Origin of the sequence: Rhizobium quercicola, from assembly GCF_021168455.1 — a bacterium.
GTDB lineage: Bacteria > Pseudomonadota > Alphaproteobacteria > Rhizobiales > Rhizobiaceae > Ferranicluibacter > Ferranicluibacter quercicola.
Genome location: NZ_JAJOZR010000008.1, coordinates 261,852 through 288,479 on the forward strand (window position 1 = coordinate 261,852; position 26,628 = coordinate 288,479).

The following is a 26,628-nucleotide window of genomic DNA, read 5'->3' on the forward strand; positions in this document are numbered from 1 at the left end:
CAGCGGTTCCCGTGTCCAGGAGCAAAGATCTGCGCGAAACGCGCGTTTTGCAGAAGGATCATGCGGTGCGCAGCGCGATATAGGCGGCCGTGGCGCCCAGCATGCTGGCCGCCGCGCGGTTGAGAACCTTCAGCGCCCTCGGCCGGCGCAGGAACCGGCGGGCCCGCGAGGCAAGCACGATGTAGGGAAGGAGCACCGAGAGCAGGACGGCGAACGTGGTCAGCACCAGAAACAGGTAGTCGCGCGGGCCGATGGCGCCGAGATCGATCAGTGTCGGCACGAGCGCGACGTAGAACAGCATCGTCTTCGGATTGCCGAGCGTGACCAGAAGACCCGAGAGAAAGGCGAGCCCCGGCGCGGTGCGCACCCGGTTTTCCTCCACGTCCTGCGCCATCAGGCCGGACGTCCAGAGCTTCCAGGCGATGAAGCCGAGATAGAGGGCGCCGAGGATCTTGATGACGAGAAAGGCCGTGGTAAAGGTTTGCGCGACATAGGCGAGCCCCAGGACCACGCCCGTGAGGTAGACGAGATCTCCGAGCACGAGGCCGAGGCCCATCAGGAACGTATCGCGAAAACCGGAGCCGAGCGCCCGCGCGACGATCGCCGTCATGCCCGGGCCGGGAATGGCCGCGGCGATGAAGAGGGCGGCGGCATAGGCAAGGAGACTGGCAAGGGTCACGGGAGGAAGGCCTTCGAGCGGGCGAACGGGAAGCCTGACGCTAGCCCTTTTCCGGTGCGTCGCCAAGGGCGAGCGCACGCCGGAGGCTCTGGCCGGCCGCATCGAGACGCTGCTGCGCTACATCGCGGCGGACGCCCGATGCCAGGAGAACGGCGAGCTTGACCGAGCCATCGGCCGCTTCGAGATACCGCTCCGCTGCGGCATGGTCGATCCCGGCGATATCGGCGACCATGCCGGCGGCGCGCTGGCGCAGCTTGATGTTGTCGGGCCGCAGATTGACCATATGCCCGTCATGGACATGACCGAGCCCGATGCCGACCATGGTGGACAGCATGTTGAGCGCGATCTTCTGCGCGGTTCCCGCGCCCATACGGGTCGAGCCGGAGATCACCTCGGGCGGGGTTTCCAGGAGAATGGCGACATCCGCCGTATCGAACAGGCGCGCGCCGGGATTGTTGGCGATCGCCACCACGCCGGCGCCGGCGGCACGCGCCGCGGCCGCGCAGCCGAGCGCATAGGGCGTGGAGCCGCTGGCGGAGACGACCACGATGCAATCGCGAGAACCGAGGCCCGCCTGTTCCACGTCGCGAATGCCAAGATCGCGATCGTCCTCATAGCCGCCGGCCAGGTCGGAAAGGCTGGCTGCGCCGCCGGCGAGGAGAACGACGACCGCATGCGGCGCAAGGCCGTAGGTTCCGGGCAGTTCGAGCGCGTCGACCATCGCCATCAGCCCCGAACTGCCGGCGCCGGCATAGACCAACCGGCCACCGCCCCGCAACGCCTGCGTGGCGCGCCCGGCCGCAGCCGCCAGCGGCCCCAGCGCCCCGTCGACCGCGCGCGCCGCGGCCTGCTGGCTTTCCGCCAGCAGCTTCAGGACCGAGGCCGGATCCCTGACGTCGAGGTCCCGTGCCTGCGCATGGCGCTCTTCCGTCCTGTCCGCCACGCGAACCTCCTCAAAAACAAGTCCAAATAAATACCAATAGAATGGGCAGAACGAAGACGGCACGCGCCGCGACACTGAGAACCATGGATGGACCGGCCTTACCGTTCTGTAAAGACAGAATAAAATCACGTTTCCATATTTTGTTGATTTTCACCTTGGTAAATGGTCCTTTTTTGGTATTATCGCGCCGGAGGTTATCCATGGATCATTATCGTGTCGGAATCGATGGCGGGGGTACGCGGTGCCGGGCGGCAGTGGCCGGCGCGGACGGTCGTATTCTCGGCCGCGGCATCAGCGGCGCTGCCAATATCCTGACCGATCCGGAAACCGCACTGGCCCATATCCGCCTGGCGACGGAGGCTGCCTTTCAAGAGGCGGGCCTTCCCGCGTCCGGGCTTTCCGCGGCCACCGCCGTTCTCGGTCTCGCCGGCAACAATGTGGCGGACGCCGTCTCCTTCATCGCCGCACGCCTGCCCTTTGCCCGAGCGCAGATCGTGTCTGACGTGCTGGTCGCGCTGCAGGGCGCGCTGGGCGACCGCGATGGCGCGGTGGCAAGCCTCGGAACGGGTACCGTCTACAGCATTCGGCAACAGGGCACGGTCTCCATGCTCGGCGGTCACGGCTTCAAGGTGGGTGATCTTGGCAGCGGCGCCCGGCTTGGGCAAGGCCTTCTTCAGGAGGCGCTGCTTGCCCATGACGGCATTCGCCCGACAACGCCGCTGACCGAAGCGGTGCTCGCAGAGTTCGGCCGCTCGCCCGAAGCCATCATCGCCTTTGCCCATACCGCGCACCCCGCCGATTACGGCCGCTACGCCGGCCGCGTCTTTTCGGCGGCCGCCGCCGGCGACGCCGTGGGCGTCCAACTCGTGCGCATGGCCGCAGGGCACATCGACCAGACGCTCGACGCGATCGTCGCCCGCGGGGTTCGCACCCTCTGCCTCGTCGGCGGCCTCGCGCCGCTCTACAGGCCGTGGCTCGCCGACCGGCCCGGCATCGCGATCGCGGAACCGGCCGCCGATGCCCTGACGGGGGCCGTGGCGCTCGCGGTCCAAGCGTCTGCATCCGACCCATTCCCGAACCACAGGGAGGCGGCGCAATGAGCGATCATCTGGCGCATCTGCTGCCGCTCGACGGCCTGCAGGGCGCGGGCGCGGGTCCGCTGTACCTCAAGCTGCGCCAGTCGCTGGAAGAGGCGATCCAGTCGGGCCGTCTCAACCATGGCGACGCGCTGCCGCCGGAGCGCGACCTTGCCGAATATGCCAATATCAGCCGGGTGACCGTACGCAAGGCGGTGGACGATCTCGTGCGCGACGGGCTGCTTGTGCGCCGCCACGGCTCGGGCACCTTCGTCGTCAAGCCGCTGGCGCGCGTGCAGCAATCCCTCTCCCGCCTCACCTCCTTTACCGAGGACATGGCGCGCCGGGGACTGACCACGCGGGCCCAGTGGATCGAGCGGGGCCTGTTCGCCGCCTCGCCGGACGAGATGATGACGCTCGGCCTGCCGGCCGATGCGCTCGTCGCCCGCCTCGGTCGCCTGCGCATCGCCGACGACATGCCGCTGGCCATCGAGCGGGCGAGCATTTCTGCCGAATTCCTGCCGGATCCGATGCGGGTCGCGACGTCGCTCTATGCGGAACTCGACAAGACGCGCGCCCGGCCGGTACGCGCGGTGCAGCGAATCTCGGCCTGCGGGCTGAGGGATTCGGACGCCGCCATGCTGGGCGTGCCCAGCGGATCGGCGAGCCTGTCGATCGAGCGCATCTCCTATCTCGCATCCGGCCGCGTGGTGGAGTTCACCCGCTCGCTCTATCGCGGCGATGCCTATGATTTCGTGGCTGAACTCAGCCTTTCCGACACCTGAAGACGGCCCGGCACAAAGACGGCCTTGAAGGACATGCACGACATGACGACCGACCAGACCCATATGCGCCGCGAGATCAACGAGATCCCGGAAGCGGCCGCCCGGCTTCTCGAGGGGTCGCGCACAGCGCTCGATGCCGCAGGCGCGGCGCTTGCCGCACACGATCCGGCCTTTCTCGTGACGATCGCCCGCGGCTCCTCCGACCACGCCGCGCTGTTTCTGAAATATGCGATCGAGCTGACCACCGGTCGCCCGGTCGCCTCGCTCGGGCCGTCGCTCGCCTCGATCTACGGCGCGAAGATGGCGCTGGCGGGGGCTGGCTCCATCGCCATCTCGCAGTCCGGCAAGAGCCCGGACATCGTTGCCATGGCGGAGGCCGCAACCAGGGCCGGCGCCGTCACCATCGCGCTGACCAACACGCTGCCATCGCCGATCGCCGAGGCAAGCACGCATCCGGTGCACATCATGGCCGGCCCGGAAATTGCCGTTGCCGCGACGAAGTCCTACGTGAACTCGATCATCGCCGGCCTCGCCGTGCTCGCGGCCTGGACGCAGGACGCGGCGCTCGAACGCGCGGTGCGCGACCTGCCCATGCATCTCGCCCGCGCCGTGACGCTCGACTGGAGCGCGCTGTTCGACGGCATCGGAACATCCGACTCGCTCTACGTGCTCGGTCGCGGCCCGGCGCTCGCCATTGCCAGCGAAGCGGCGCTGAAGTTCAAGGAGACATCCGGCCTGCACGCCGAGGCCTATTCCGCAGCCGAGGTGCTGCACGGGCCGGTGGCGCTGGTCGAAAAGCGCTTTCCCGTTCTCGGCCTTGCCGCGCGCGATGCGGCCGAGGCTTCCGTCACCGGCATTCTCGACGATCTCGCAGGCAAGGGCGCCCGCGCGTTCCTGACGGCAGACGCCCATGGACGCGCAGCACCCCTGCCCTTCGTCGCGACCGGCCATCCGCTCACCGACGCGCTCTGCCTGATCCTGCCCTTCTACGGCTTCGTGGAGGCATGGTCGCGCGCCAAGGGCTTCAACCCGGATCAGCCGGCAGCGCTGAAGAAAGTGACGGAAACGCGATGAACGCACAGCGCGACGACACGGCTTTCGCCGTCATCGGTGCCCGGATCTTCGACGGGCAGGACTGGCACGCCGGACAGGCGCTTCTGGTCGGCAGCGGCGTCGTCACCGGCATCGTCGCGCTGGAGGCTCTGCCTGAAGGGATCGAGACGGTGTCTGCCGACGGACACCTGCTCGTGCCCGGTTTCATCGACCTGCAGGTCAATGGCGGCGGCGGCGCGCTGCTGAACGATGCGCCGAGCGCGGAGGCGATCCGCACGATCTGCGCGGCGCATGCGCGCTTCGGCACGACCGCCCTCCTCCCGACGCTGATCACCGACACGCCGGATGTCCGCACGCTTGCCATCACGGCCGCGCGGGAAGCGCGGGCCGAGGGCGTTCCCGGCTTCATCGGCCTGCATCTGGAGGGCCCGCATCTGTCGGTCGCGCGCAAGGGCGTGCACGATCCGGACCTGATCCGGCCGATGGAGGCCGACGATCTCGACGTGATCCTCGCCTGCGCCTCTCTGTTCGATGCGGTCATGGTCACGGTCGCGCCGGAAAATGCGACGCTTGCGCAGGTCGCCGCCATGAGCAAGGCCGGCATTACCGTCAGCCTCGGCCATACCGCGGCCGACTACGAGACGGTGGCGACCTATGCGCTGGCCGGCGCCCGCACCGTCACCCATCTTTTCAACGCCATGAGCCCGCTCGGGCATCGCGAGCCCGGCTGTGTCGGCGCGGCGCTCGATCTCGGCACGCTGCACGCCGGCATCATCGCCGACGGGTTTCACGTCGATCCGGTGTCCATGAGCATTGCGCTGCGCGCAAAAGCCGGACCCGGCCGGATCTTCCTCGTCACCGACGCCATGTCGACCATCGGCTCGGACCAGACGGGATTTCTGCTCAACGGACGCGAAATCTTCCGCCGCGACGGGCGGCTGACGCTTGCCGACGGAACGCTTGCCGGTGCCGACATCGACATGCTGTCCTCCGTGCGCTTCGTCCACCAGACGCTCGATCTGCCGCTCGGCGAGGCGATCCGGATGGCGTCGGCCTATCCGGCGGACGCCATCGGCCTCTCGGCCACCAAGGGCCGGCTTCTGCCGGGGCTCGACGCGGATTTCGTCCTTCTGACGGACGATCTCGACATGGTCGCGACCTATATCGGCGGCCATGCCGTGTTTTCGGCCTGACAGCGATCGCTGCCGCCGATCCCGATCAGAGCGCTGCCTTGAGCGCCCTGACGACAGCGGCGTCCGTGCGGCGCGCCGTTTCGGGCGCAAAGCCCAGTTCCACGAGACGGCGATCGTCCGTCGGGACGGTGACCGAGCACGAGGCGTGAACCTCCGACACGCCGGTGCCCAGCAGCGGCCCCACGGTCGCCAGCGTGACGCCGGAACCCGGCATGATCGAGAGGCGGCTCCCAGCCCTGCGGACGAGATCCGTGATGGCAGCGAGACCTTCAGCTGCCGTCTTCTCTCCACCCGAGGTCAGGATCCGCTCGAAGCCGAGATCGATCGCCGTGTCGAGCGCTGCCGCCTGATCCGGCACGAGGTCGAAGGCGCGGTGGAGCGTTCGGCCCATATGGACGGCGCGGTGCGTAAGACGGGCCAGGCAGGCGGCGTCGAGGCAGCGATCGGCAAGGCTCGCGCCCAGCACGACGCCCGCAAGGCCGGCCTGCCGCGCGGCATCGATCTCCGCCTCCATCATGGCGATCTCGGTGTCGCCGAAGATGAAATCGCCGGCGCGCGGGCGGATCATCGCATAGGCGGGCACGGGCATGCGGCCGGCAAGCTGCATCAGCCCCGCGGTCGGCGTCAGGCCGCCGAGCGACAGGGCGGAGCAAAGCTCGATCCGGTCGGCGCCCCCCTCCACCGCGGCGCGGAGGCCGGCCGCGTCATCGACACAGACTTCGAGCAGGACACGGGTCATCGGTCGTCTCCCGTCAGGGCGAGGAGGGCGGCGCCGATCAGGCCGGGCTCGATGCGGCATTCCCCCGGCACGACCAGCGGCCGGTCGAATTTGCGCAGGATGCGGGCGCGGACCGCCTGATCGATGGCCGCAATCAGCGGCGCGACACCGGACAGGCCGCCGCCGACGGGCACGATGGTCGCGCCGGTGATGTTGATGGCGAGCGCCAGAGGCGAGGATACGAGGTCGACCAGAACCTCGATCGTGCGGGCGGCCCCCGCATCGCCGGCCTGCCAGCGCGCGGTGATCTCGTGGCTCGGCAGCGCTTCGCCGTGCAGCAGCTGGTGAAGGCGCTCCATGCCGCGCGCGGCACCGATCGTATCGACGCAGCCGCTCTGGCCGCAGCCGCAGGGAAAGGCGGGAATGGCGACCGGCGGGCTTCCGGCCGTGGCGGCGACGGCGGGCCCGTGCCCCCACTCTCCGGCAAAGCCGCCATCGCCATTGATCAGTCGCCCGTTGGCGACCAGGCCGCCGCCGACGCCCGTGCCGAGGATGACGCCGAAGACGATGCGGTGTCCGCGTCCGGCGCCAAGACCGGCTTCCGCCAGCGCGAAGCAGTCGGCATCATTGGCGATCAGCACCGGCATGCGGAGGCGGTCGCCGAGATCGCGGGCGAGCGGGCGCTGGTGCAGGCAGGGAATGTTGGCGACGGTAATGGCTTGCGTGTCCGGATCGACCACGCCGGCAATCGACAGGGCGATGCGCTCGGGCCGGACGCCGGCCTCCTCGAAGGCGGCCTCCAGCGTCGCGACGAAGGCATCGAAGTCGTGGAGCGGCGTCGGCCGGCGCGTCAGCGGACGAATATCCTCCAGCGAGGTGGCGACGGCCCCCTTGATGGCGGAGCCGCCGATATCGAAACAGACGATCATGCATCACCCCGGATGACAGGTTCGGCTGCGAGCGCGGCCGACAGCAACCGGCGATCCTCGCCCCGCGGCGCGGAGAGAAGGAAGCCGACCGGCAGGCCGGCATCGCCGGTGCCGCAGGGAATGGAGATGCCGCAACCGTCGAGGAAGTTGCCCACCAGCGTGTTGCGCAGCGTGCGGAAATTGGTGTCCACGAACAGCGCATCATCGGCGAGAAGCGGTGCGATCGGCGGCGCGACATGGGGCAATGTCGGATGAGCCAGCAGTTCGCGCGGGCCGAGCATGGCGGAGAAGGCGGCGATCATCCTGCTGCGGGCGGAGGCCAGTGCGACATAATCGGTCATCGCGGTCTTCTCGCCCATCCGCGTGCGGGTGACGACGCGCGGGTCCATCCGTTCCGCGTCGGGACCGGCAAGCCGTTCGCGATGCAGCGCGAAGGCCTCGGCGGTCACGAGCGCGCCGTGGCGGGCGAAAAGCTCGAAGACCTCGGCAAAGAGCGGCACCGCCCGGCGCTCGATACGGGCTCCGGCATCGGCAAGACGCGAAAGCGCCGCCTCGAAGGCGGCGACGACAGCGGGTTCGGCGCCATCGAACATCACGGTCTGCGGCACGACGAGCGTCAGCCCGTCGATCTCGCCGCGACCGGCTTCGGGCCTGCCGAGGCCGCGCATCGCGGCATCCACCCAGACGGCATCCTGCACCGTCCGGCAGAGGGGCCCGAGCGAATCGAGGCTGGCGGCAAGGTGAAAGACGCCGTCCATGGCGTAGCGGCCGCGCGTCGCCTTGTAGCCGACGATGCCGTTCAGGGCCGTGGGAATGCGGATCGAGCCGCCGGTGTCGGTGCCGATCGCGACCGGCACGAGACCGGCCGCCACGGCGACGGCCGAGCCGGACGAGGAGCCGCCGGGAATGCGCGGCACGTCGGTAGAGGCGGCATTGGCCGGCGTTCCGTAATGCGGATTGATGCCGAGGCCGGAAAAAGCGAACTCGCTCATATTGGTCCGGCCGACCGCCACCATGCCGGCGGCTGCGAGTGCCGCGACGACGGCGGCATCCTTTTTCGCCGGGCCCTCGTCGAGGACGACCGAGCCTGCCCGGGTCACCGCACCCTTGGTATCGAACAGGTCCTTCCAGGCGACGGGAATGCCGTCGAGCAGGCCGAGCGACCGGCCGGCCTTCAGGCGCGCACCGGCGGACGCGGCTTCGCTCAAGGCCCGCGTCTCCAGAACCTCCGTGAAGATCGCCGGATCGGCGGCCGCGATGCCGGCGAGCACCGTTTCCACTAAATCGACCGGGTCGAGGGCGCCATTCTGGAGAAGGACGGCGAGGCTGGCGACGGAAAGGTCCGTCCTGATATCGTTCATGATGCGCTCCGGCGAGGTTGCCGTTCTCTCCTACTGCATTCTCGTGGAAACCAAAATCGGCCCCGGCGATTTCTGCACGGCGGAAACAGACCATCACGTCGCTTTGCCGGCGCCGTCTTGCGGGGATCGGGCGGGCGCTCTACATGAGTTTTCGCACTGCAACACGCACAAGCCCTGGAGCCGCCGGATGATCTTTCACGCTGCCCGCCTGTCGTTTGCCAATCTCTTCGCGCCGGAGACGCGCGCCGCGTTCTGGAAGACGCTCGGCCTGACGATCCTGGCGCTGGTGCTGCTCTGGCTGGCCTTGCGCGAGAGCTTCGTCTACTTCGTCGCCCCGCTCGTCACCGAGATGCTGCCGGGCACGCCGGAATGGGCGGGCTGGTTCACCTTCATCCTCATCATCCTCGCCAGTATCGGTCTGGCGCTCGGGCTTGCCCTGCTGCTTGCGCCCGTGACCGCCTTGATCGCCGGATTCTTTCTCGACGATGTCGCCGAGGTCATCGAGACGCGGGATTATCCGGACGAGCCGGCGGGGCGGGCGCTGCCGTTGGGCGAGGCGATCCGAGGCACGCTGAAATTCCTCGGCATCGTGCTGGTCGGCAACCTGATCGCGCTGTTCCTGCTGCTGGTGCCGGGCATCAACGTGGTCGCCTTCTTCCTCGTCAACGGCTACCTGCTCGGCCGGGAGTTCTTCGAATTCGCCGCCATGCGGTTCCGCTCGCCGGAAGAGGCCCGGGCCTTCCGCTCCAAGCATCGCACGACGATCTTCATGGCGGGCCTTCTGCTCGCCGCCTTCCTGGCCGTCCCGATCGTCAACCTTCTGACGCCGCTGTTTGCGGCCGGGCTGATGGTGCATCTGCACAAGGCGCTCTCGGCGCGCGACCCGGAATTCGGCTATCCCCGCATCCGCCCCTCGGCGCGGCCACCGCTGCAGAACGCGCCTCTCTGACCGAGGAAACCGGCGACGGGTCTCTGCCCTGGGGCACGCCGACAGCGCAGCGACAGACCGTATCGCTTCCTTGAAGGACAGCACGACAATCTCGCCGGCTTTCCCGGCGGGGGTCGACCGCGCTCGTAGGTAAGTCCCGACGAAGTTTCGTCTTTCGCCGATTGCGGCAAGCTAAACGTTTTCTCGCACATGCAAAACAACCAAAAATAGTGTTGCTTACTTTTGCGCCTTTCTACGATGCCGCGCCTTTTTACAGTGTTGGACAGTAGAAACACGATATTTGTGTATCCGGCTTAGTGATGTCTTAAAAACCTAAGCCTATAAAGCAGGGTGGTTCCTGGCTGCAGGCGGGGGGTAGGACAAGCGGTCGCCGACGTGCGGACGCCTGTCGGTGGACGCAGGGAGGCAACGGGGAACGACATCATGGTGAAGCGTATCGAGAGGGATGAGGTCCGGGTTGGCATGTTCATCGAGTCGCTCGAGGGTGCCTGGCAGGACAATCCCTTCGGCCAGCGCCGTTTCCTGTTGCGGTCGGAGACGGAGGTCGACCTCATCAGGAACAGCCGGATCACGGGCATCTATATCAACCTTGCCAAAGGCGTCGATGTCGACGGGTCGAGCGGCCGTTTCGCCACCCCGACGCCCCCGCGCCGCAATCCTTCCCGAGAGGCGGTGGTGGACGAACGCCGCGCGACGGTCAGGGTCGTCCAGGCCTCGGTCAAGCGGCTGGAAACCGCTTTCAACCAGAGCCGCAGCGGCGAGCCGATCAACATCGAGAGCGTGTCCGAGATCGTGGGCGACATCTCGGCCCAGATCGGCGACAGTCCGGCCATCCTGCTCGATATCACCCGGCTGAAATCCAAGGACAAGGTGACCTTCGTCCATTCCGTCGCCGTGTCGGCCCTGCTCGTGCATTTCGCCCGTCACATGCAGTTCGAGGAGCCGCTGGTGCACGTGCTGGGCTTTGCAGGGCTGGTGCACGATATCGGCAAGCTGGCGATTCCCACCACCATCCTCAACAAGTCCAGCGCCCTGACCGCAGACGAACGCGATATCGTCATGCAGCATCCGGCCGTCGGCCACGATATTCTCAAGCGGCAGGCCAACCTGCCGGGTGTCGTGCTGGACATCTGCCGGCATCACCATGAGCGCATGAACGGCAAGGGCTATCCGGACGGTCTCCCCGCCGGGGACCTCTCGCTCTATGTGCGCATGAGCACGATCTGCGACGTCTACGAGGCGGTGACCTCGGTGCGCCCCTACAAGAAGCCGTGGTCGTCCGCGACCGCCCTGTCGTGGATGCTGCAGCATGGCGACCATTTCGATATCCCGCTGCTCTGGAAGTTCATTCTCAGCCTCGATTCGGAGCTGACCAGGGGCGTGGCCTGAGACGCAAAGCTTGGGTTTCCCGAAGAAACCTCTCTCTTTCCCCGTCAGTCCGCTTTATGGTGTCGCGTCACAATCAGGACGGATACCAGCGAGCCGATGAAGAATATGCGTCTTTTTTCCAGTATGGGCGGCCTGCCGGGCCAGAGCGAACTGCTGTCGAGCAAAGCGGTGTTCACAACCGCCTATGCGGTCATTCCCGGCAGCGTCATGCGCGACATCGTCACCAGCGTGCTGCCGCACTGGACGGGCACGCGCGCCTGGATCATCTCGCGGCCGCTGACCGGCTTTTCCGAGACCTTCTCGCAATACATCATGGAGGTGGCACCGGGCGGCGGCAGCGACAGGCCGGAACCCGATGCACGCGCCTCCGCCGCGATCTTCGTGGTCGATGGCGACATGGTCGTGACCTTCGAGGGCGAAGAGAAGGCCTTGCGGAGCGGGTCCTTCGCCTATCTCCCCGCCGGCCGGTACTGGACGCTGAAGAACACGGGCGACGGGCCCGTAAAATTCCACTGGGTCCGCAAGGCCTTCGAGGTTGTCGACGGGCTGGAGGCTCCGCCCGCCGTCTTTACCCATGAAGACGACTGCGAGATCAGCGCCATGCCCGATACGGACGGTCGCTGGGCGACGACGCGGTTTCTCGATCCGGACGACGTGCGCTACGACATGCATCTCAACATCGTCACCTTCGAGCCGGGCGCGGTCATTCCGTTTCTCGAGACGCATGTGATGGAGCATGGGCTCTACGTGCTGGAAGGCCGTGCCGTCTACCGGCTGAACGAGGACTGGGTGGAGGTGGAGGCCGGCGACTATATGTGGCTGCGCGCCTTCTGCCCGCAGGCCTGCTATGCCGGCGGACCCGGCCGCTTCCGCTATCTGCTCTACAAGGACGTCAACCGTCACACCAAGCTCTGGTAGACGCACGCGCATTGGCCTCGCGGCCCTGCCCAGCGAACGCATCGGCGCCCTGTACCGCAACCGGCACGACAACCCGAAAGGGCTGGCCCTGCGGACCGGCGGCCGGTATAGGACAGTGGGCGTGTGCTGCGTGCGCCCTCGGCTGCCCGAAAACCTACGGAGACTGTGTCCAACCTTTTCGAGGTGCCAAACACCATGACCGAACGCCACGCATCGTCCGCCAAATCCCAGGGCCGTATCCACTCGACCGTCCGCGCGTTTCTGGACAATGAAACATCGAGCGGCCTCCTGCTGATGGGCGTGGCGCTGCTTGCCATTCTGACCGCGAACTCGCCTCTGGCGGACAGCTATTTCGGTGCGCTGCACATTCATATCGGACCTTTGAGCCTGCAGCACTGGATCAACGACCTGCTGATGGCCGCCTTCTTTCTGGTCGTGGGGCTCGAAATCAAGCGCGAGCTTCTCGACGGGCAGCTCTCCACCTGGAGCCGGCGTATCCTTCCGGGGGCGGCGGCCGCCGGCGGCATGGCCGTTCCGGCGCTGATCTACATCGCCTTCAACTATCGCGATCCGGTCGCGGTGCATGGCTGGGCCGTGCCGTCCGCAACGGACATCGCCTTCGCGCTCGGCGTCCTCTCGCTGCTCGGGCCGCGCGTGCCGGCCTCGCTGAAGATCTTTCTTGCAGCACTTGCCATCATCGACGATCTCGGCGCCGTTGTGATCATCGCGCTCTTCTACACGTCCGACATGAACCTTCTGGCGCTGGGCGGCGCAGCGGTGGTGATCGGCGCGCTGGTGGCGCTCAACCGCTCCGGCGTGCAGCGCCTGCTGCCCTATCTCGCGCTCGGTGCGGTGCTCTGGGTGCTTGTCTTTTCCTCCGGCGTGCACGCCACGCTTGCGGGCGTCATTCTGGCGCTCACCATCCCGATCCGCCGCACGCCCGGCACGCCGGAGGCAACGCCCGAGACCTCGCCTCTGCACCGGCTGGAGCATGCCCTCCACAAGCCGGTCGCCTTCGTCATCGTGCCGATCTTCGGTTTTGCCAATGCCGGCGTGTCGTTCGCGCATGTCAGCCTGGCCGCCCTGGTGGAGCCGGTGACGCTCGGCGTCGCCACGGGGCTGGTGCTCGGCAAGTGCATCGGGGTGTTCGGCACCGTTCTGATCCTCGTCAAGACGGGCCTTGCGGACCTGCCGGCACGCGCGAGCTGGGGCCAGACCTTCGGCGTCTCGCTCGTCTGCGGCATCGGCTTCACGATGAGCCTGTTCATCGGCCTCCTCGCCTTTTCCGATCCCGACATGCAGGACCGCGTCAAGGTGGGCATCCTGATCGGCTCGCTGGTGGCAGGCCTGCTCGGCTACACCGTTCTGCGCCTCACGAACCGCCGGGCACCGGTGTCGGCCGGTCGCAAGGGCGCCTGACCGCCGTCGACCGGTAGAGGCCTATGCCGCTTACGGCGTCGTGCCGGAACCTTCGAGGTCCGGCATCAGCTCCGTCTCACCGTCCGGCCTGTCGCCTTCCGGCCCCTTCTCGGACGGCTTGAAGGTCGGCAAACGCATCGTCTCCCCGTCACTCTCGAGCACCATTGCCTGACCATCGACCGAGACGACGGACCAGCCGCGAAAGCTGTCTCCCGCGCGCAGCACATGCCGGGTGTCGTCGCTTTCGTCGCGCACGAGAGCGCTCACGCCATCCGGCGAGCCGATGACGCCGAGGAGTTGCAGGGTCACCGGTTCCGGCGGCTGTTCGGCCGGCGGCTCCACCACGTCGGGTGCGGGTTCGGTCACCGGATCGGGCGGCCGGGTCCGGCTCGGCGAGAACAGGGGCCGGTCGCGAAACCCGGTCAGGGATGCGGGATCGATCGCCGACAGCGGATTGGGATTGGGGCTTCCAGCCGCTTCGGATGCCGGCATCTCCTGTGCTGCCGCAAAGCCTGCCCATCCCATGACGAGAGCCGTGCGAAACGCCGCTGCAAGAACGGGCGAAACGGCGGGCAGACGAAGGCGGCGTCGCACGAGGGGGATCGGCCTGCGCGGAGACATCATGATCCGGTCTCCACAGGGGCTTCCGGCGCCGTCTCCAGCGTCCAGTGCGTCCCGATCGACATCTCCACCCGCAGCCGGATCTGCCCGTCATCCCCCGGACTTGCCCCGTCTGCAGGGGCAAGACGGCGGATCGAGAGGCTTTCGACCGTCATCAGCGGCACGCCGCTTTCCAGCCGGTAGAGCAGGCGAAGAAGGCCGTCATTGTCGATATCAAAGGTCGTGGTGACGGCGATCGCGTCGCTTTCCTCGCCGGCCGCCACCTCGCCTTCGCTCGCGGACGTCTCGATGATCCGGCCGGGAGCGGCCGTGATGGCGTCGAGGATCGCCTGTTGCAGTCCTGCGATGGCGGCCGTGCGCGAGGCACGTCGAAGGGTGAGGCTCGGCGTGGCGTCTGCGACCAAAGCCGGGGCACTCGCAAGACGGCGCTCCAGCATCGCGGCCTGCCGGGTCGCGTCCGCCACCGAAAGGCGCCCCTCGGCGATCTGGAGAGCATTGAGCACAGCCAGCGTCACGAAGAGCGCGGGCAGGCCGATGAAGACGAGGATGGCCGAGAGGCGCAGCGCCTGCCAGCGTGGCGGAGACGCGGTCATGGCGGCGGCGCTCCCTCCGCACCCGCGCGGATGACCGAAATGTCGAAACGATCGCGCCCGTCTTCCTGCCGCGTCACGGGCGCTGCAAAGCTGGCCCTGGAGAGGGCGGGTTCCGCCTCGAGGATCGAGACGAGCGACGATGCCTCGGTGGAGGTACCGGCAAGCCGCAGGCTCTGCGGCAGGATGTCGAGCTCGTCGAGGTAGGTTGTCTCGGGGAGAATGGTCGCGAGCCGGTCGATCAGCACGAAGCTCGTGCGCTCCGGGGTCTTGCCCTCCAGCATCGCTGCCTCGCGCTCGCGAAGGCCGCTGCCCGACGCTCCCACCATCTTGCGGCGGGTCGCATCCAGCGCGGCCTGCGCCTCCGTCACGTCGCTCGCGCTCATCGACAGCGCGACCGTCGAGGCGAGAAAGCCTGCAAAGGTCAGGACGAGGACGGCAAGCGTGGCCGCGGCGATACGGCTGCGGCGGGTTTTGCGCAACGTATCGTTCTCGCCTCGGAGGAGATCGATGCGCAGGCGCTCCTCGACCGGCTGGCCGGCCGACCCGACGCGCGCGGGCACCAGGCCGAAGGCGGCGAGCCGGGCGATGCCGGCCGCCACGATCTCGCGCGCGGTCGCGACGACATCGACCGTGACCTGACCGTCGCCGCCCGGTTTCGCGGCGACATGAAAGCCGTGCAGCAGCTTTTCCGGCTGCCAGGGCGTCAGCCTGTCGAGGCGACTGGCCACGATCTCGGCGGCAAAGCCGGACGCCTCCGCCGGCACGATCAACCGGGTCGTCACGACGCGATCCGCCCGAAGACGCAGCTCCGCCTCCGCCGGTCTGCGGCTTTGCACATCACGGCGCACAGCGTCGGACAGGCTGCTGCCATGGCCGAGAAACACCGTGCCGCGCCGCGAGACGCGGTAGAAGGCCAGATCGTCGGGCGATGGCGGCGCGTTCCCTGTTTCGGCACCCATCGGCGGATCGCCGGGCTCGCCCGAGACCTCGACGACCACCCATCGCTGGCCCGGCGAAATCGCCATGACGACGGGCTCCACGGCATCCACGAAGGCGGAGAGCAGCGGCCTTGCCGGCCGGAGGAGGCGGGAGAGGACGCCGCTCATGCGCGCGCCGCCTTCGGGTGGGACAGGACCGCGTGGCTCATCCGGTCGCCCTGATCACTTCGTCGAGGGTGGTGACGCCCTCGGCACATTTCGCCAGCCCGTCCTCCAGCATCGAGGTCATGCCCCGTTCCTCGGCCCGGCGGGCGATCGCGGCGGGATCGGGATCTTTCCGAATGGCGGCGCGGATGTCATCATCGACCGGGAGGACCTCGAAAATACCGATCCGGCCGCGATAGCCGCTCTGGCCGCAGGCCTCGCATCCCACGGCGCGGTGAACGTCCAGCGCGGCGGGCAGACGGATGCCGCGCCGGGCGGCAAGCGTCACGAGGCCGTCCCGCGCGCCGTCGTCCCCCACCTTGCAGCGGTCACAGAGCCGGCGCACGAGGCGCTGCCCGAGGACCCCGCGCAGGCTTGCGCCCAGCAGGTAGGGCTCGACGCCCATATCGATCAGGCGCACGACCGCATCGGAGGCGGAATTGGTGTGCAGGGTCGTCAGCACCAGATGCCCCGTCAGCGCAGCCTGGATGCCGATGCCGGCCGTCTCGCGGTCGCGCATTTCGCCGATCATGATGACGTCGGGATCGTGACGCAGGAACGCGCGGAGCGCGGAGGCAAAGGTCAGCCCGATCGACGGCTTGATCTGCGTCTGGTGGATGCCGGGGATCTGGTACTCGACCGGATCCTCCACCGTGACGATCTTGCGACCGGGATCGTTGAGCATCGAGATGGCGGTTGCCAGCGTCGTCGTCTTACCGCTGCCGGTGGGGCCAGTGACGACGACGACGCCGTGCGGCTCGGCAAGCAGCGTTTCGAACATGCGCTGGTCGCGCGTGCTCATGCCGATACGGCCGAGATCGAGCAGCCGGCTATCGCGCAAGAGAATGCGCAGCACCGCGGTTTCGCCATGCAGCGTCGGCATAACGGCGACGCGCAGATCGGCTTCGGCCGTGCCGATGCGGATATTGGCGCGCCCGTCCTGCGGCAGGCGGCGATCGGCAATATCGAGACCGGCGAGGATCTTGATGCGCGAGAGGACGGCGGGCGCAAGGCCGAGCGGCAGCCGCTGGTCACGCCGCAGGAAGCCATCGACCCGAAGCCGCACCCGCAGGTGATCCCGCTCGGTCTCCAGATGAATATCGGTCGCACCGACGCCGACGGCGCGCTCCAGAATCTCGTCGATCAGCCGCACGACAGGGGCGCCCCGCGCCAGATCCTGGATCGCCTGAAGGCTGTCGCCGGTCTCCTGCGGCATTTCGATCGCGGCAACGCCGGTCTCAGGCACCGTCTCCTCCGACGCCCGCTCGAACAGAAGCGCGATGTCCTCGAAGGAGACGACGCGGAGCGCCGGCCTTGCGCCGAGGGCCAGCTGCACGGCCCGCACGGCATCGTCGCGGGCGGGATCGGCCAGCGCCAGCATGGGCGCGCCGGCCTCCTCATAGGGAAAGAGATAGGCCTCGCGCAGATATCGCCGCGACAGATCGTTCATCAGATGCGGGCATCGGGCGATCGCCTCCAGCCGCCCGCGCGGCAAGGCGTGAAATGCGGCGAGCGCATCGGCGATCTCGCTCGCCGTCGCCCGTCCGCCGCGCCACATCTCCTCGGGCGAAAGCGGCTTTGCGCCCTTCGGCAGAGAAGGTTGGAGCCCGCCGGCGCGCGCGGCCATGAAGGTCTCGAAGGCCTCGACGGATTGCGCCGCCGACGTCCCCTGGGACGGCGCACCCTTGGATGACGCGCCCGGGACAGATGCGTCAGTCTGCTGCTGCATGGCACACCCTCCTCTTCACGCTTGCGATCCTTGCATCCGACTTTCTCTCTTTTGAGCACCGCACACGGTCCGGTTCAAGAACCGATTGACGGCTGCGGTGCACCATCGGAAAAACAAGGCGGCCGGATGGAGGTATCCCGGCAAAGAAACAGCCCGCACGGAGGCGGGCTGCCTGTCCTTGTCGGAGATTCGTCTCCGATCAGGCGATGTTGCCGTTCAGCTTCCGCGGGAAGAAGCTCGCCTCGCTGGCGCCGGAGCCGAGATAGACGATGTTGAGGACCTGCTGCGGCGTGCGGCTGAAGGCCAGACCATTGGCGTCGGTCGGCACGATGTTGACGCTCTTCTCGCTGCCGATGCCCATGTCGAGATCGGTTGTGCCGTCGAGCGAGTCCCGCGCGTCGGAGATCGCGTTCGCCTGTGCGAAGAGGCCGCGCGACGCCAGCAGCGTGCGGATTTCGCCGGCGTGATAGGCCTCGACGGCGAGAAGCCCGGCTGCCGCCTCCAGAAAGTCCTTGTTCTGGATGAAGCGGGCAGCGCCCTTATAGGCGGTGACGCCGACATCCTCGAAGATGAAGGCTGCAAGCAGGAAGTTGTTTTCGTTGGCAAAGGCGTCGAACGTTTCCTTCGCGCCGACAAGGCCTGCGGCACGCGCCGCCGCCGTGAAGCTGGTCGCCAGATTGATGCCCGGCCGAGCGACCTTGGCATCGCCGAGCGCCTTGCGCAGGAAGCGGACATGGGCCTGCTCGTCGCGCGCGATCTCTTCCGCGTAGCTGCGCACGAGCGCCGACTTGAACGGGACCTTGCGGCCACCGAGAACGCCGCCCAGACGGCCGTTTCCGGTCGTGTCGCCATCCAGAAGTCGCCGGCCGAAGGCGGCGATGAGGTAGAACTCCGCTTCGAGATATTCGAGGTTCAGCGCGAAGTTCAGGATGGTCGCGTCGTCCAGTTCCTGGGCCTCGGCCTGCTGCGGCAGGCCGGTGAGGCCGAGGGTCGCAGCCCCTGCGGCCATCAGGCCCGCGGAGCGCAGGAAAGCTCTGCGGCCGGCCTGAAGATCGATCGTCCGTGCGGGCACAAGGCCCTCGTCTTGCATCTGTGTCATATGCTCGTCCCTTCCCCATTCGCTCGAAAGCGCGCACCGGCACATGATCACCGGCACACACACGACGAAACCGGAGCGCAGGAAGTTTCACCGCCGGGATCTCTCGTTTTCGACGCCTGTCAAAGATGTGAAACTTCGCGCCCCTATTCCTCGTCTCTTCGGACAGGGCAACCGACGAGCCTGCGTAAGACAGGCGGCTCTAACGAAAGATCTGTGGTGTACCTGCGCCCGGCCGGTTTGGTGCTTGCGCAGGCAGGTGTTTTCGTTTGAGGTGATACGATGGCGAGCGGGGCTCGTTTTTCTCTTGGGGGTGTGGAGAGCGTGCCGGCATTCATGCAATTTGGCCGCACTGTTTTGTGTTGCGTTCTTGTTTGTCTCGCCGGAGGGTCTCTCACCGGGTGCCAGACCAGCGACGGCGACGGGGAATCCGCATTCGCAGGCGGCGTCTTCAGCGATCTTCAGGCACGCAACCCGCGCGAACATCCCGACCCGACCTCGACATCGCCCGCACGACGCACCGGCAGCACGCAGACCTTCGGTCCGGACCGGGGCCTGACGCCGGTCGGCTCATCGGATACGAGCTCTGCCGGACAGTACACGCTGAATTTCGACCGGACCGACATCAAGGACGTGGCCCGCGCGATCCTCAACGACGCGCTGCATCTGAACTACTCGATCAGCGGCGACCTGTCCGGCCCGGTCACGCTGTCCTCCGCCCGCCCCGTCACGCGCGAGCAGCTTCTGGCAACGCTCGAAACCTCGCTCTCCTCCTTCGGCTTCTCGCTCATCCGCTCGGGCGGCGCGTATCGCATCGCCGCCAGCGGCCTGTCCGGCGGCACGGTGGATTTCGGCAGCCGCACGCGGGCGGGCTTCGGCGTTTCGGTCATTCCTCTCAGCTTCGTCTCGGCCTCCACCATGATGGAGCTTCTCTCCGGCTTCGTCGCCGAGGCCGACGGATTGCGGGTCAACGCCGCCGGCAACAGCATCATCGTGCGCGGCTCGGGCCCGCAGCGCGCCGAAGTCGCAGAGGCCGTGATCTCGTTCGATTCCGATTTCATGCAGAACCAGTCGGTCTCGATCTTCCGCCTGGCCGAGGCGCGGCCGGAGCAGATCGTTCCGGAACTGGAGCGCATCTTCAACAGCCAGGGACAGAGCGGTGCCATCCAGTTTCGCGCGGTCAACCGGCTGAAGGGCGTCATGGCGATCTCGCGCAACGCCGGGCTTCTGAAACGCGCGGAGAGCTGGGTCCGGCGGCTCGACCAGCAGGACGGGCAATCCGGCCAGAACGTCGTCGTCTACAAGGCGCGCTACCGCAAGGCCGCCGAACTCGCCGCCGTCATGAACAATCTCTTCGGCGGATCGAGCGGCGCCGTTTCCTCCCCGGCCCAGCAGCCCATGCCGACGCAGCCCGAAGAGGAGCCGCGATCGTCCGGCAATCCGGCCCTGTCGGAAACCGAGGGATCGGGCCTTGCAACCCAGGCCAATGCCCGCATCGCCTCCGCCTTTGCCACGACATCGGACGAGAACAACGGCATGGCGATGGGCGGCGTGCCCAATGTCGTCGATCTCACCTCGGGCGCACAGGAGACACAGGCGCCGATCCGCATCAGTGCCGATCCGTCCAACAATTCGGTCGTCATTTACGGCGATTCCGAGCGGGCCGACCAGATCATCCAGACGCTGAAGCGTCTCGACGCGACCCCGGTGCAGGTCGCCATCAACGTGACGATCGCCGAGGTGCGGCTGACGAAGGAGCTGAAATACGGCGTCCAGTATTTCATCAACAGCAAGAATCTCGGCCTCGGCACCAATAACGGCTCCGTCAGCCTCGTCGATCAGGCAAGCAATGTCCTGAAAAAGCAGATCCCGGGCCTCAATTTCGTGATCGGCGCCAATGCCGATCCCGACGTCATCATCTCCGCGCTCGATGTGATCGGCGATGTCGAGGTGCTCTCCTCACCCTCGCTCGTCGTGCTGGAAAACCAGACCGCGACGCTGCAGGTGGGCGACGAGGTGCCGATCACCACGCGCCAGTCGCAGAGTCTCGAAAACGCGGTCGCGCCCGTCATCAACCAGGTCGAATTCAAGAACACCGGCATCATCCTCAACGTCACGCCGCGCATCAGCCAGAACGACGCCGTGACGATGCAGATCGAGCAGGAGATCTCCAACGTTTCCAGCGGCGCGAACACGCTGACGCCGACAATCTCCAAGCGACGCATCGAAAGCCAGATCTCCGTCAACGACCAGCAGACCGTGCTGCTCGGCGGCCTGATCAGCACCGGTACCAACAACGGCAAGAGCGGCATTCCCGGTGCCAATCGCATGCCCGGCATCGGCGGGCTTTTCGGCCAGACGCAGAAGAGCGCCAACCGCACCGAACTGATCGTCCTCATTCGCCCCGTCATCATCCGCGATGCACAGGACGCCGCCAATGTGGCGGAAAGCCTGCGCGCGCAGATGTCCGTCATCGGCGGACGCGGCGGCGGGCGCCTGAAATGAGCCGCGTCATGGGCCGCGCCGATCTTCTTGCCCTGACGGCCGGCGTCGTCGTGGCCACGGCCGTCGCAGCCTTGCCGATGCACAGCGTTTCCACACAGACCGCGGTCGTTCTTCTCGTCTCCGCCATGATCGCCTGGATCGCCTGGCAGGATCTTCGCACCTTCACGATTCCCGATGGACCGCTCGTCGCCTTGGCGCTTGCGGGCGCCGCGCTCCGCCTGTCCCAGACATTCGACCTGCCCGGCGAAGCTCTGGCGCTCGCGATCGATGCCGTTCTCTGCGGCGGCGCTCTTCTTGCCATTCGCGAGGGCTATTACCGCTGGACCGGCGTGGACGGTCTCGGCTTCGGCGATGTCAAGCTGGCGGCGGCCTGCGGCGTGCTGATCGGCGTGACCGGCTTTGCGCATGCGCTTCTCGCCGCAAGCGCGCTCGGCATTGCGGTCGTGCTGGCGCTGTCCCTGCGGCGAAAGGCGGCGGTCATCGACCGGTTGCCGTTCGGCGCCTTGCTGGCACCGGCCTGCGGCCTTGTCTGGATCCTCTCGTCGCTGGCTTGAGCGCATGCTACAGCGCCGTCTCGCGCGACAGGTAAAAACGGGAGCCCTATGCAGGATGTGTGAACCCGTCATGATCCATTTTCTTCTGGTGTGAAGGGCGTCGTCCATTGACCGTGTTTTCCTACCGGGCGCTCGGCGCCAGCGGAAAGATGATCGTCGGCACGATGGAGGCTTCCACGCGCGCGGAGGTCATCGACCAGCTCGACCGCGCCAATGCCACACCCGTCACGATCGAGGAGACGACCGGGGAAGAGCGCCGCAGCTGGCGCGATCGCCTGACGATCGAGCCCGCGAGGGAGGATATCACCGGTTTCACGGTCGATCTCGCCATGCTGCTCAAGGGCGGTGTGACGCTGAACGACGCTCTTCTCATCCTCACGCAAATGGAGACGCGGCGCTGGCTCGTGAAGCTGATCGAGCGACTGCATGCGGACCTGTCCGGCGGCAAGAGCTTCTCCGTGGTTCTCGCGCAGCATCCCCGCCTCTTCCCGCCGCTCTATGTGAAGATGATCGAGGTGGCCGAAGTCTCCGGCCGGCTGGAGCAGGCGCTGACGAGCATCGCCGCCGAGCGGCAGAGATCCGAGCGTCTGCGCAAACGGCTGATCGCGGCGCTTGCCTATCCCGCCTTTCTGGCCGTCGCAGCGCTCGGCGTGCTGGCCTTCGTGCTGCTCTACATCATTCCCCAGTTCGAAGGCGCGATCGCCGGCTTTCGCGACCGCATCTCGCCCTCTGCGCTCTTCGTCTTCCGCCTGTCGGAGTGGTTTCGCGGCAATGTGGATCTCGTTCTGATCGCGATCGCCACTCTTCTTCTCGGCTTCATGCTGGTGAAACGGCTGGGGCAGCGCCGGTCGTTGTTTCTCGAAATCCTCGCCGTCCTGCCCATGACATCGCGCATCGTCACCTATCATCTGACGCTGACCTTCTGCCGAACCCTCGAGATCCTCCTGGAAAACGGCGTCGATATCTCGACCGCGCTCCGGCTGATCCGCGGGATCCACCCGCTGCCGAGCACGGTTGAGAAGGTGGACGGCGTGATTGCCGACGTGCGCGGCGGAAAGCGGCTGACGCAGGCGCTGGCCACGCAGAACCTGCTGCCGGTCCATGTCGTGCAGATGCTGCGCGTCGGCGAGGAATCCGGCCATCTCGCCGACAGTGCCGGGCGGATTGCCGGCTTCTACGAAACGAAACTCGACGCCGCGCTCGCACGTCTTACAGCTGTGGCCGGCCCCTTGCTGATGATGGGCGTCAGCATGCTGATCGGCTGGCTTATTCTGTCCATCATGAGCGCGCTTATGAGCATCAACGACCTTCTCGTATAAACGAGCCTTATCGTCTAAAACACCGGCCACTCTTACATCGGACGTTCCCATGATACCCACACGCACGCAACACAGGCGCCCCGCGCGGCGGGACCGGTCCGGAGGCTTCACGCTGGTGGAGCTCCTCGTCGTCCTCGTCATCCTCGGCCTCGTCATGGGTCTCGTCGGGCCGCGCGTTCTGAACTATCTCACCAGCTCGCGCACGCGCGCGGCGGCCCTGCAGCTGAGTTCGTTCAAATCCTCGCTCGATCTCTTCTATCTCGACATGGGCCGCTATCCCTCCAGAAGCGAGGGCCTCTCCGCCCTCGTGGTGCGGCCGGGCGCCGCCCAGGGGTGGAACGGTCCCTATCTGCAGCAACAGACCGTGCCCTCCGACCCCTGGGGCAATGCCTATCAATATTCCGTTCCGGGCGACAAGGCGCCGTACCGGATCCTCTCGTATGGCGCCGACGGCGTGGCGGGAGGGAGCGGCGCCGATGCCGACATCGTCAGCCAATAGGCGCCGTCTTTCGCCTGGGTATCGCCCTGGCCTTCGCGACCGGCGCGGGGGCTTTGCGATGATCGATGTCGTTCTCGCCCTCGTCCTGCTCGGTCTTCTCGCCGCGCTGGGATTGCCACTCGTGCGCACGCAGACCGGCGCGACGGCACTGCGCTCCAAGGCGTTCGACATCGTCGCGCTGCTGCGCATGGAGCGCAATGCCGCCATCGCCTCCGGACGTCCCACCACCGTCCTTGTCGATGCCGGACGCATCCGATCCGCGCGCACGACACGCGAGATCGCCTTGCCCGCAACCATGGCGCTCACCCTTTCGCCCGCGAGGTCGGCGGGTATCCAGTTTCTCCCGGACGGGCGGGCGACCGCGAGCACGCTGATCTTGACCGCCGGCGGCAACGGCATGCGCATCGCCATTTCCGGACCGACCGCCATGATCCGTCTCGTGGAGGCCTACAGTGCGGCGCGCTAAAGCTTTCCCGCGTTGCCTCGCATCGCGAAATCCCTTCATCGCGTGGTTTCCTCGCTCTCTCTTTCGCAAGATCGCTGCGCATTTTCGACGAGATCGCCTCCGAGCAGCCTCCGTCATACGGACAGGACGAGGCCAGGACGGCTTCACCCTGATCGAGGTGCTGGTGGCGTTTCTCGTGCTCGCCTTCGGCACGCTGGCGATCCAACATGCGGTGATGGCCTCGGTCGATGGCACGCGGCGCGCCGGGGATCGTCTGCGGGCGGAACGGGTGGCGCGTTCGCTGATCACAGCGCCGATCCCGCTTGGTCCCGGAAGCATGGCGGGGTCCGACCAAGCCTCCCAAAGCGGTGTCATGGAGGGGTTCGCATGGTCGATCCGGTACGAACCCCTTCGCCTGCCGTTCCCGACCGGGGCCGACGCCTCGGGCAAGCCTGTCGATTGGGTGCCGCGCCGGATGATCGTGACCGTGCGCCTCTTGCCGCGTAGCCGCTCGTTCCTCGGCGCCGGTCGGGATCCGGTGGTGAACCTCGAGACCATCCGCCTCGTTCGGGTCTCGGCCAGCGACAGCGCCCGACCGGAAGAGGGTCCGCCGTGACGCGCTCCTCCTCATCAGGGCCGGTGCGCGCGGGCACATCGACCGCCGGCTTCCTGCTCGTCGAGGCGCTGACGGCGATGGCCATCGGCGCGCTGCTGCTCGTGGCTCTGGGATCGCTGGTCTCGCTCGTCCTGCGCGCCTCTGACCGAACGGCCTCGACATCGCAGGAGATCGAGGAGACGAGCCGCATCTTTTCCGCCCTCAGCGACAGGATCGAGACCATCACGCCGCAGCGCTGGGCGGGCGCCCGGGCCGGCTTCGTCTTCGAGGGAACGGAAACCACTCTGCTCTTCGCGCGCGTCCCGAAGACATCCGAAGCCGGGACGGGCAGCCGCCTCGTGATCCTGGCCGGCGATGGCCCGAATCTGCGGGAAGAGGAGCGTCCGCTCCCCCCGGATGCGGCCGGTCTCGCAGACGTCATGGGCCGCGAGACCGGCGCACGCGCGCCGCTTCTCGAGCAGGGCTACAGCGTGCGCTTTGCCTATTTCTCTCGCCTACCCGACGGACAGGAGGCCCTGACCGACCGCTGGTCCGGGCGCAGCAAGATGCCGGTTGCGATCCGCGTCACCCTGACGGATGCGCGCGGCAGAGGTCTGGGCAGCCTGCGCGTGCCCCTTCGCGTCGATGCTGAACCGGGATGCGCGGCGCCCGGGCAGGGCGTCTGCAGCTTGGTTCCCGACGCGCCGTCCACGCCCGGAGATCCGGCGACGGAGAGCGGGCCGATCGATCCCGATGACAGCCGGGGATGGGAGCGCTACGTTCGACCATGAGACCTCCATCGCGCCTTTGCGGAGATTCCGGCTATATCCTCATCTCGGTGCTCGCCGTCATCGCCCTGCTGTCGGGCCTCGTCGCCGCACTTCTTCTGCTCGGACGCGCGGCGACGGACAGCGCGCATCTGGCAAGCCGCGATCTTCGGCAGGACACGCTGCTCCAGTCCGCCGCGGCGCTCGCCGGCTATCAACTCTTCATCCTGAAACGCCCGCTGGAGACGATCGACGGTCAGCAATTGCGCCTCGATGCCGGCGTCGTCACATTCCGGGTGACCTCCGATGCCGGAAAGGTCGATCTTAACGGCTCCGGCAAGGCGCTGCTGGCCGCGGCCTACCAGGCCTCGGGATCGACCACCATGCGCCCGGAGGTGTTCGCGGCGCGGATCATCGCGTGGCGAGAGCCCGGGAACATGCGGCCAACAGGCCGCGCCGACACGGACGGCAACAGCTCCCCCGGACAGCAGGCACGACATGGACCGTTTCGCACGCTTGACGATCTGGCCTTCGTCCCGGGCCTAGCGGCAGACGATATCGCCCGGCTGCGCCCCTTCCTCACCGTCTTCAACCCGACCGGCCGCCTCTCGGCCTTTTTCGCGCCGGAGACGCTCATGGCGGCCATTGCGGGTATCGGCAAGACCACGTCTCGGGAGATCGTCACACGTCGGGGCAAGAGAACGGCCGAGACCGAGCAGGCCATCGCGAACCTGGTGCTTGTCGCAGCCTCCCAGATCGACACCAAACCGCCGCGAACCTATCGTGTCGTCATCGAATGTCCGCCGGACGGGAAAGGCTCCGCAACCGGTGTTACCACCGTCCTGTCCGCAGGCGCCGAGTCCACATCGCCGTATCAGGTGCTCGCCTGGGATGATGATGTTGCCCGGAGGTGAAGACCTACAGGCACGGACCGTAAAGAGCTGGTCGCGCCAACGCCGTGCGACAGTTTCTTCGCATCACATCGTCGCTCTTTGCAGCATTCCGCACTGAGCTCATCCGCTCGCTGACAACCCCGTGGAAACACCAAAACCCCCGCACGCTGCCGCGTCGGGGTTTTCTTGCAAGGCTGTGAGGTCTGTTTGTGTTTGTTTGGTTGCGGGGGCAGGATTTGAACCTGCGGCCTTCAGGTTATGAGCCTGACGAGCTACCGGGCTGCTCCACCCCGCGGAAGGGAATAGGACTGAGTGTGATTGAGAAGATGATGTGTTTGTTTGCGCTTAGCAGACCTGGCAGCGACCGACTCTCCCGCGTCTTAAGACGAAGTACCATAGGCGCTGGGGCGTTTCACGGCCGTGTTCGGAATGGGAACGGGTGCGGCCACCCCGCCAGA

Annotated in this window: 26 protein-coding genes, 1 tRNA gene and 1 rRNA gene; 16 read left to right on the plus strand and 12 right to left on the minus strand. The window is 67.0% G+C overall.

The features are described from left to right. Positions 1 to 58: 58 nt before the first annotated feature. Positions 59 to 679 carry a LysE family translocator gene (locus LRX75_RS14425; protein ID WP_231815423.1) on the minus strand — a complete coding sequence of 207 codons (621 nt, stop codon included), beginning with the start codon at positions 677 to 679 and terminating at the stop codon, positions 59 to 61. A gap of 40 nt (positions 680 to 719) precedes the next feature. After that, the gene (locus tag LRX75_RS14430) at positions 720 to 1,622 is read right to left on the minus strand and encodes an N-acetylmuramic acid 6-phosphate etherase (protein ID WP_231815424.1); all 903 of its coding nucleotides are present in this window, start codon (positions 1,620 to 1,622) and stop codon (positions 720 to 722) included. 200 nt (positions 1,623 to 1,822) lie between these two features. On the opposite strand from LRX75_RS14430, the gene LRX75_RS14435 reads away from it, so the two are divergent. From LRX75_RS14435 to nagA, 4 genes are read left to right on the plus strand one after another with little or no spacing between them, the layout of a single operon-like run. Then, positions 1,823 to 2,722, plus strand: a complete 900-nt coding sequence (locus LRX75_RS14435; protein ID WP_231815425.1) for a glucosamine kinase nucleotide-binding domain-containing protein — start codon at positions 1,823 to 1,825, stop codon at positions 2,720 to 2,722. After that, on the plus strand, positions 2,719 to 3,483 hold the full coding sequence (locus LRX75_RS14440; RefSeq protein WP_231815426.1) for a GntR family transcriptional regulator: 765 nt from the start codon (positions 2,719 to 2,721) through the stop codon (positions 3,481 to 3,483). The genes LRX75_RS14435 and LRX75_RS14440 overlap by 4 nt, the downstream gene beginning before the upstream one ends. Before the next feature lie 42 nt (positions 3,484 to 3,525). Then, a complete protein-coding gene (locus LRX75_RS14445; protein WP_231815428.1) occupies positions 3,526 to 4,557 on the plus strand; it encodes an SIS domain-containing protein in 1,032 nt (343 codons plus the stop codon). Continuing rightward, the gene (gene nagA, locus LRX75_RS14450) at positions 4,554 to 5,729 is read left to right on the plus strand and encodes an N-acetylglucosamine-6-phosphate deacetylase (protein ID WP_231815430.1); all 1,176 of its coding nucleotides are present in this window, start codon (positions 4,554 to 4,556) and stop codon (positions 5,727 to 5,729) included. Before LRX75_RS14445 ends, nagA begins: the two co-directional genes overlap by 4 nt. 25 nt (positions 5,730 to 5,754) lie before the next feature. Here nagA and LRX75_RS14455 read toward each other — a convergent pair whose 3' ends face one another. The 3 genes from LRX75_RS14455 to LRX75_RS14465 are packed head-to-tail and all read right to left on the minus strand — an operon-like array spanning position 5,755 to position 8,737. After that, positions 5,755 to 6,468, minus strand: a complete 714-nt coding sequence (locus LRX75_RS14455; protein ID WP_231815431.1) for a copper homeostasis protein CutC — start codon at positions 6,466 to 6,468, stop codon at positions 5,755 to 5,757. Continuing rightward, positions 6,465 to 7,376 (minus strand): ROK family protein, encoded by a 912-nt coding sequence (locus LRX75_RS14460; RefSeq protein WP_231815432.1) that lies wholly within the window; start codon positions 7,374 to 7,376, stop codon positions 6,465 to 6,467. Before LRX75_RS14460 ends, LRX75_RS14455 begins: the two co-directional genes overlap by 4 nt. Then, the gene (locus tag LRX75_RS14465; protein WP_231815433.1) at positions 7,373 to 8,737 is read right to left on the minus strand and encodes an amidase; all 1,365 of its coding nucleotides are present in this window, start codon (positions 8,735 to 8,737) and stop codon (positions 7,373 to 7,375) included. The genes LRX75_RS14460 and LRX75_RS14465 overlap by 4 nt, the downstream gene beginning before the upstream one ends. A 187-nt stretch (positions 8,738 to 8,924) precedes the next feature. On the opposite strand from LRX75_RS14465, the gene LRX75_RS14470 reads away from it, so the two are divergent. The 4 genes from LRX75_RS14470 (at position 8,925) to nhaA (ending at position 13,412) form a co-directional block, all read left to right on the plus strand. Further along, positions 8,925 to 9,686 (plus strand): sulfate transporter family protein, encoded by a 762-nt coding sequence (locus LRX75_RS14470; protein WP_231815487.1) that lies wholly within the window; start codon positions 8,925 to 8,927, stop codon positions 9,684 to 9,686. A gap of 423 nt (positions 9,687 to 10,109) precedes the next feature. After that, positions 10,110 to 11,075, plus strand: coding sequence for an HD-GYP domain-containing protein (locus LRX75_RS14475; RefSeq protein ID WP_231815435.1), 966 nt, complete (start codon positions 10,110 to 10,112; stop codon positions 11,073 to 11,075). Positions 11,076 to 11,171: 96 nt separating this feature from the next. Continuing rightward, entirely contained in the window at positions 11,172 to 11,993 is an 822-nt protein-coding gene (locus LRX75_RS14480; RefSeq protein WP_231815436.1) for a bifunctional allantoicase/(S)-ureidoglycine aminohydrolase, read from the plus strand. A gap of 195 nt (positions 11,994 to 12,188) precedes the next feature. Beyond that, entirely contained in the window at positions 12,189 to 13,412 is a 1,224-nt protein-coding gene (gene nhaA, locus LRX75_RS14485; RefSeq protein ID WP_231815437.1) for a Na+/H+ antiporter NhaA, read from the plus strand. 30 nt (positions 13,413 to 13,442) lie between these two features. On the opposite strand, the gene LRX75_RS14490 is transcribed toward nhaA, so the two are convergent. The 5 genes from LRX75_RS14490 to LRX75_RS14510 form a co-directional block, all read right to left on the minus strand. Then, a complete protein-coding gene (locus LRX75_RS14490; protein ID WP_231815438.1) occupies positions 13,443 to 14,036 on the minus strand; it encodes a hypothetical protein in 594 nt (197 codons plus the stop codon). Continuing rightward, positions 14,033 to 14,626, minus strand: a complete 594-nt coding sequence (gene gspM / locus LRX75_RS14495) for a type II secretion system protein GspM (RefSeq protein WP_231815439.1) — start codon at positions 14,624 to 14,626, stop codon at positions 14,033 to 14,035. The genes LRX75_RS14490 and gspM overlap by 4 nt, the downstream gene beginning before the upstream one ends. After that, positions 14,623 to 15,732: a PilN domain-containing protein gene (locus LRX75_RS14500; RefSeq protein WP_231815440.1), complete on the minus strand. Its 1,110-nt coding sequence runs from the start codon at positions 15,730 to 15,732 to the stop codon at positions 14,623 to 14,625. The genes gspM and LRX75_RS14500 overlap by 4 nt, the downstream gene beginning before the upstream one ends. A 37-nt stretch (positions 15,733 to 15,769) precedes the next feature. Continuing rightward, positions 15,770 to 17,497, minus strand: coding sequence for a GspE/PulE family protein (locus LRX75_RS14505; protein ID WP_231815441.1), 1,728 nt, complete (start codon positions 17,495 to 17,497; stop codon positions 15,770 to 15,772). Positions 17,498 to 17,696: 199 nt separating this feature from the next. Continuing rightward, a complete protein-coding gene (locus tag LRX75_RS14510) occupies positions 17,697 to 18,596 on the minus strand; it encodes a ferritin-like domain-containing protein (RefSeq protein WP_231815442.1) in 900 nt (299 codons plus the stop codon). Between the two features lie 354 nt (positions 18,597 to 18,950). Between LRX75_RS14510 and gspD the strand changes: the two genes are divergently transcribed. From gspD to LRX75_RS14550, 8 genes are all read left to right on the plus strand, one after another. Then, positions 18,951 to 21,098: a type II secretion system secretin GspD gene (gene gspD / locus LRX75_RS14515; protein WP_231815443.1), complete on the plus strand. Its 2,148-nt coding sequence runs from the start codon at positions 18,951 to 18,953 to the stop codon at positions 21,096 to 21,098. Continuing rightward, on the plus strand, positions 21,095 to 21,652 hold the full coding sequence (locus LRX75_RS14520; RefSeq protein ID WP_231815444.1) for a prepilin peptidase: 558 nt from the start codon (positions 21,095 to 21,097) through the stop codon (positions 21,650 to 21,652). Before gspD ends, LRX75_RS14520 begins: the two co-directional genes overlap by 4 nt. A gap of 113 nt (positions 21,653 to 21,765) precedes the next feature. Beyond that, on the plus strand, positions 21,766 to 22,971 hold the full coding sequence (locus tag LRX75_RS14525) for a type II secretion system F family protein (protein WP_231815489.1): 1,206 nt from the start codon (positions 21,766 to 21,768) through the stop codon (positions 22,969 to 22,971). A gap of 49 nt (positions 22,972 to 23,020) precedes the next feature. After that, positions 23,021 to 23,470, plus strand: coding sequence for a type II secretion system major pseudopilin GspG (gene gspG, locus LRX75_RS14530; protein ID WP_231815446.1), 450 nt, complete (start codon positions 23,021 to 23,023; stop codon positions 23,468 to 23,470). A gap of 58 nt (positions 23,471 to 23,528) precedes the next feature. Then, the gene (locus LRX75_RS14535; protein WP_231815448.1) at positions 23,529 to 23,936 is read left to right on the plus strand and encodes a GspH/FimT family pseudopilin; all 408 of its coding nucleotides are present in this window, start codon (positions 23,529 to 23,531) and stop codon (positions 23,934 to 23,936) included. Then, complete coding sequence (locus tag LRX75_RS14540) at positions 23,923 to 24,531, plus strand: type IV pilus modification PilV family protein (RefSeq protein WP_338110321.1); 609 nt, start codon at positions 23,923 to 23,925, stop codon at positions 24,529 to 24,531. Before LRX75_RS14535 ends, LRX75_RS14540 begins: the two co-directional genes overlap by 14 nt. After that, positions 24,528 to 25,301 carry a PulJ/GspJ family protein gene (locus LRX75_RS14545; protein ID WP_231815452.1) on the plus strand — a complete coding sequence of 258 codons (774 nt, stop codon included), beginning with the start codon at positions 24,528 to 24,530 and terminating at the stop codon, positions 25,299 to 25,301. Before LRX75_RS14540 ends, LRX75_RS14545 begins: the two co-directional genes overlap by 4 nt. Then, a complete protein-coding gene (locus LRX75_RS14550; RefSeq protein WP_231815454.1) occupies positions 25,298 to 26,191 on the plus strand; it encodes a type II secretion system protein GspK in 894 nt (297 codons plus the stop codon). Before LRX75_RS14545 ends, LRX75_RS14550 begins: the two co-directional genes overlap by 4 nt. Before the next feature lie 197 nt (positions 26,192 to 26,388). Here LRX75_RS14550 and LRX75_RS14555 read toward each other — a convergent pair. Continuing rightward, a tRNA-Met gene (locus LRX75_RS14555) sits at positions 26,389 to 26,465 on the minus strand. Between the two features lie 57 nt (positions 26,466 to 26,522). Next, positions 26,523 to 26,628 (minus strand): 5S ribosomal RNA (gene rrf, locus LRX75_RS14560); the annotation flags it as partial.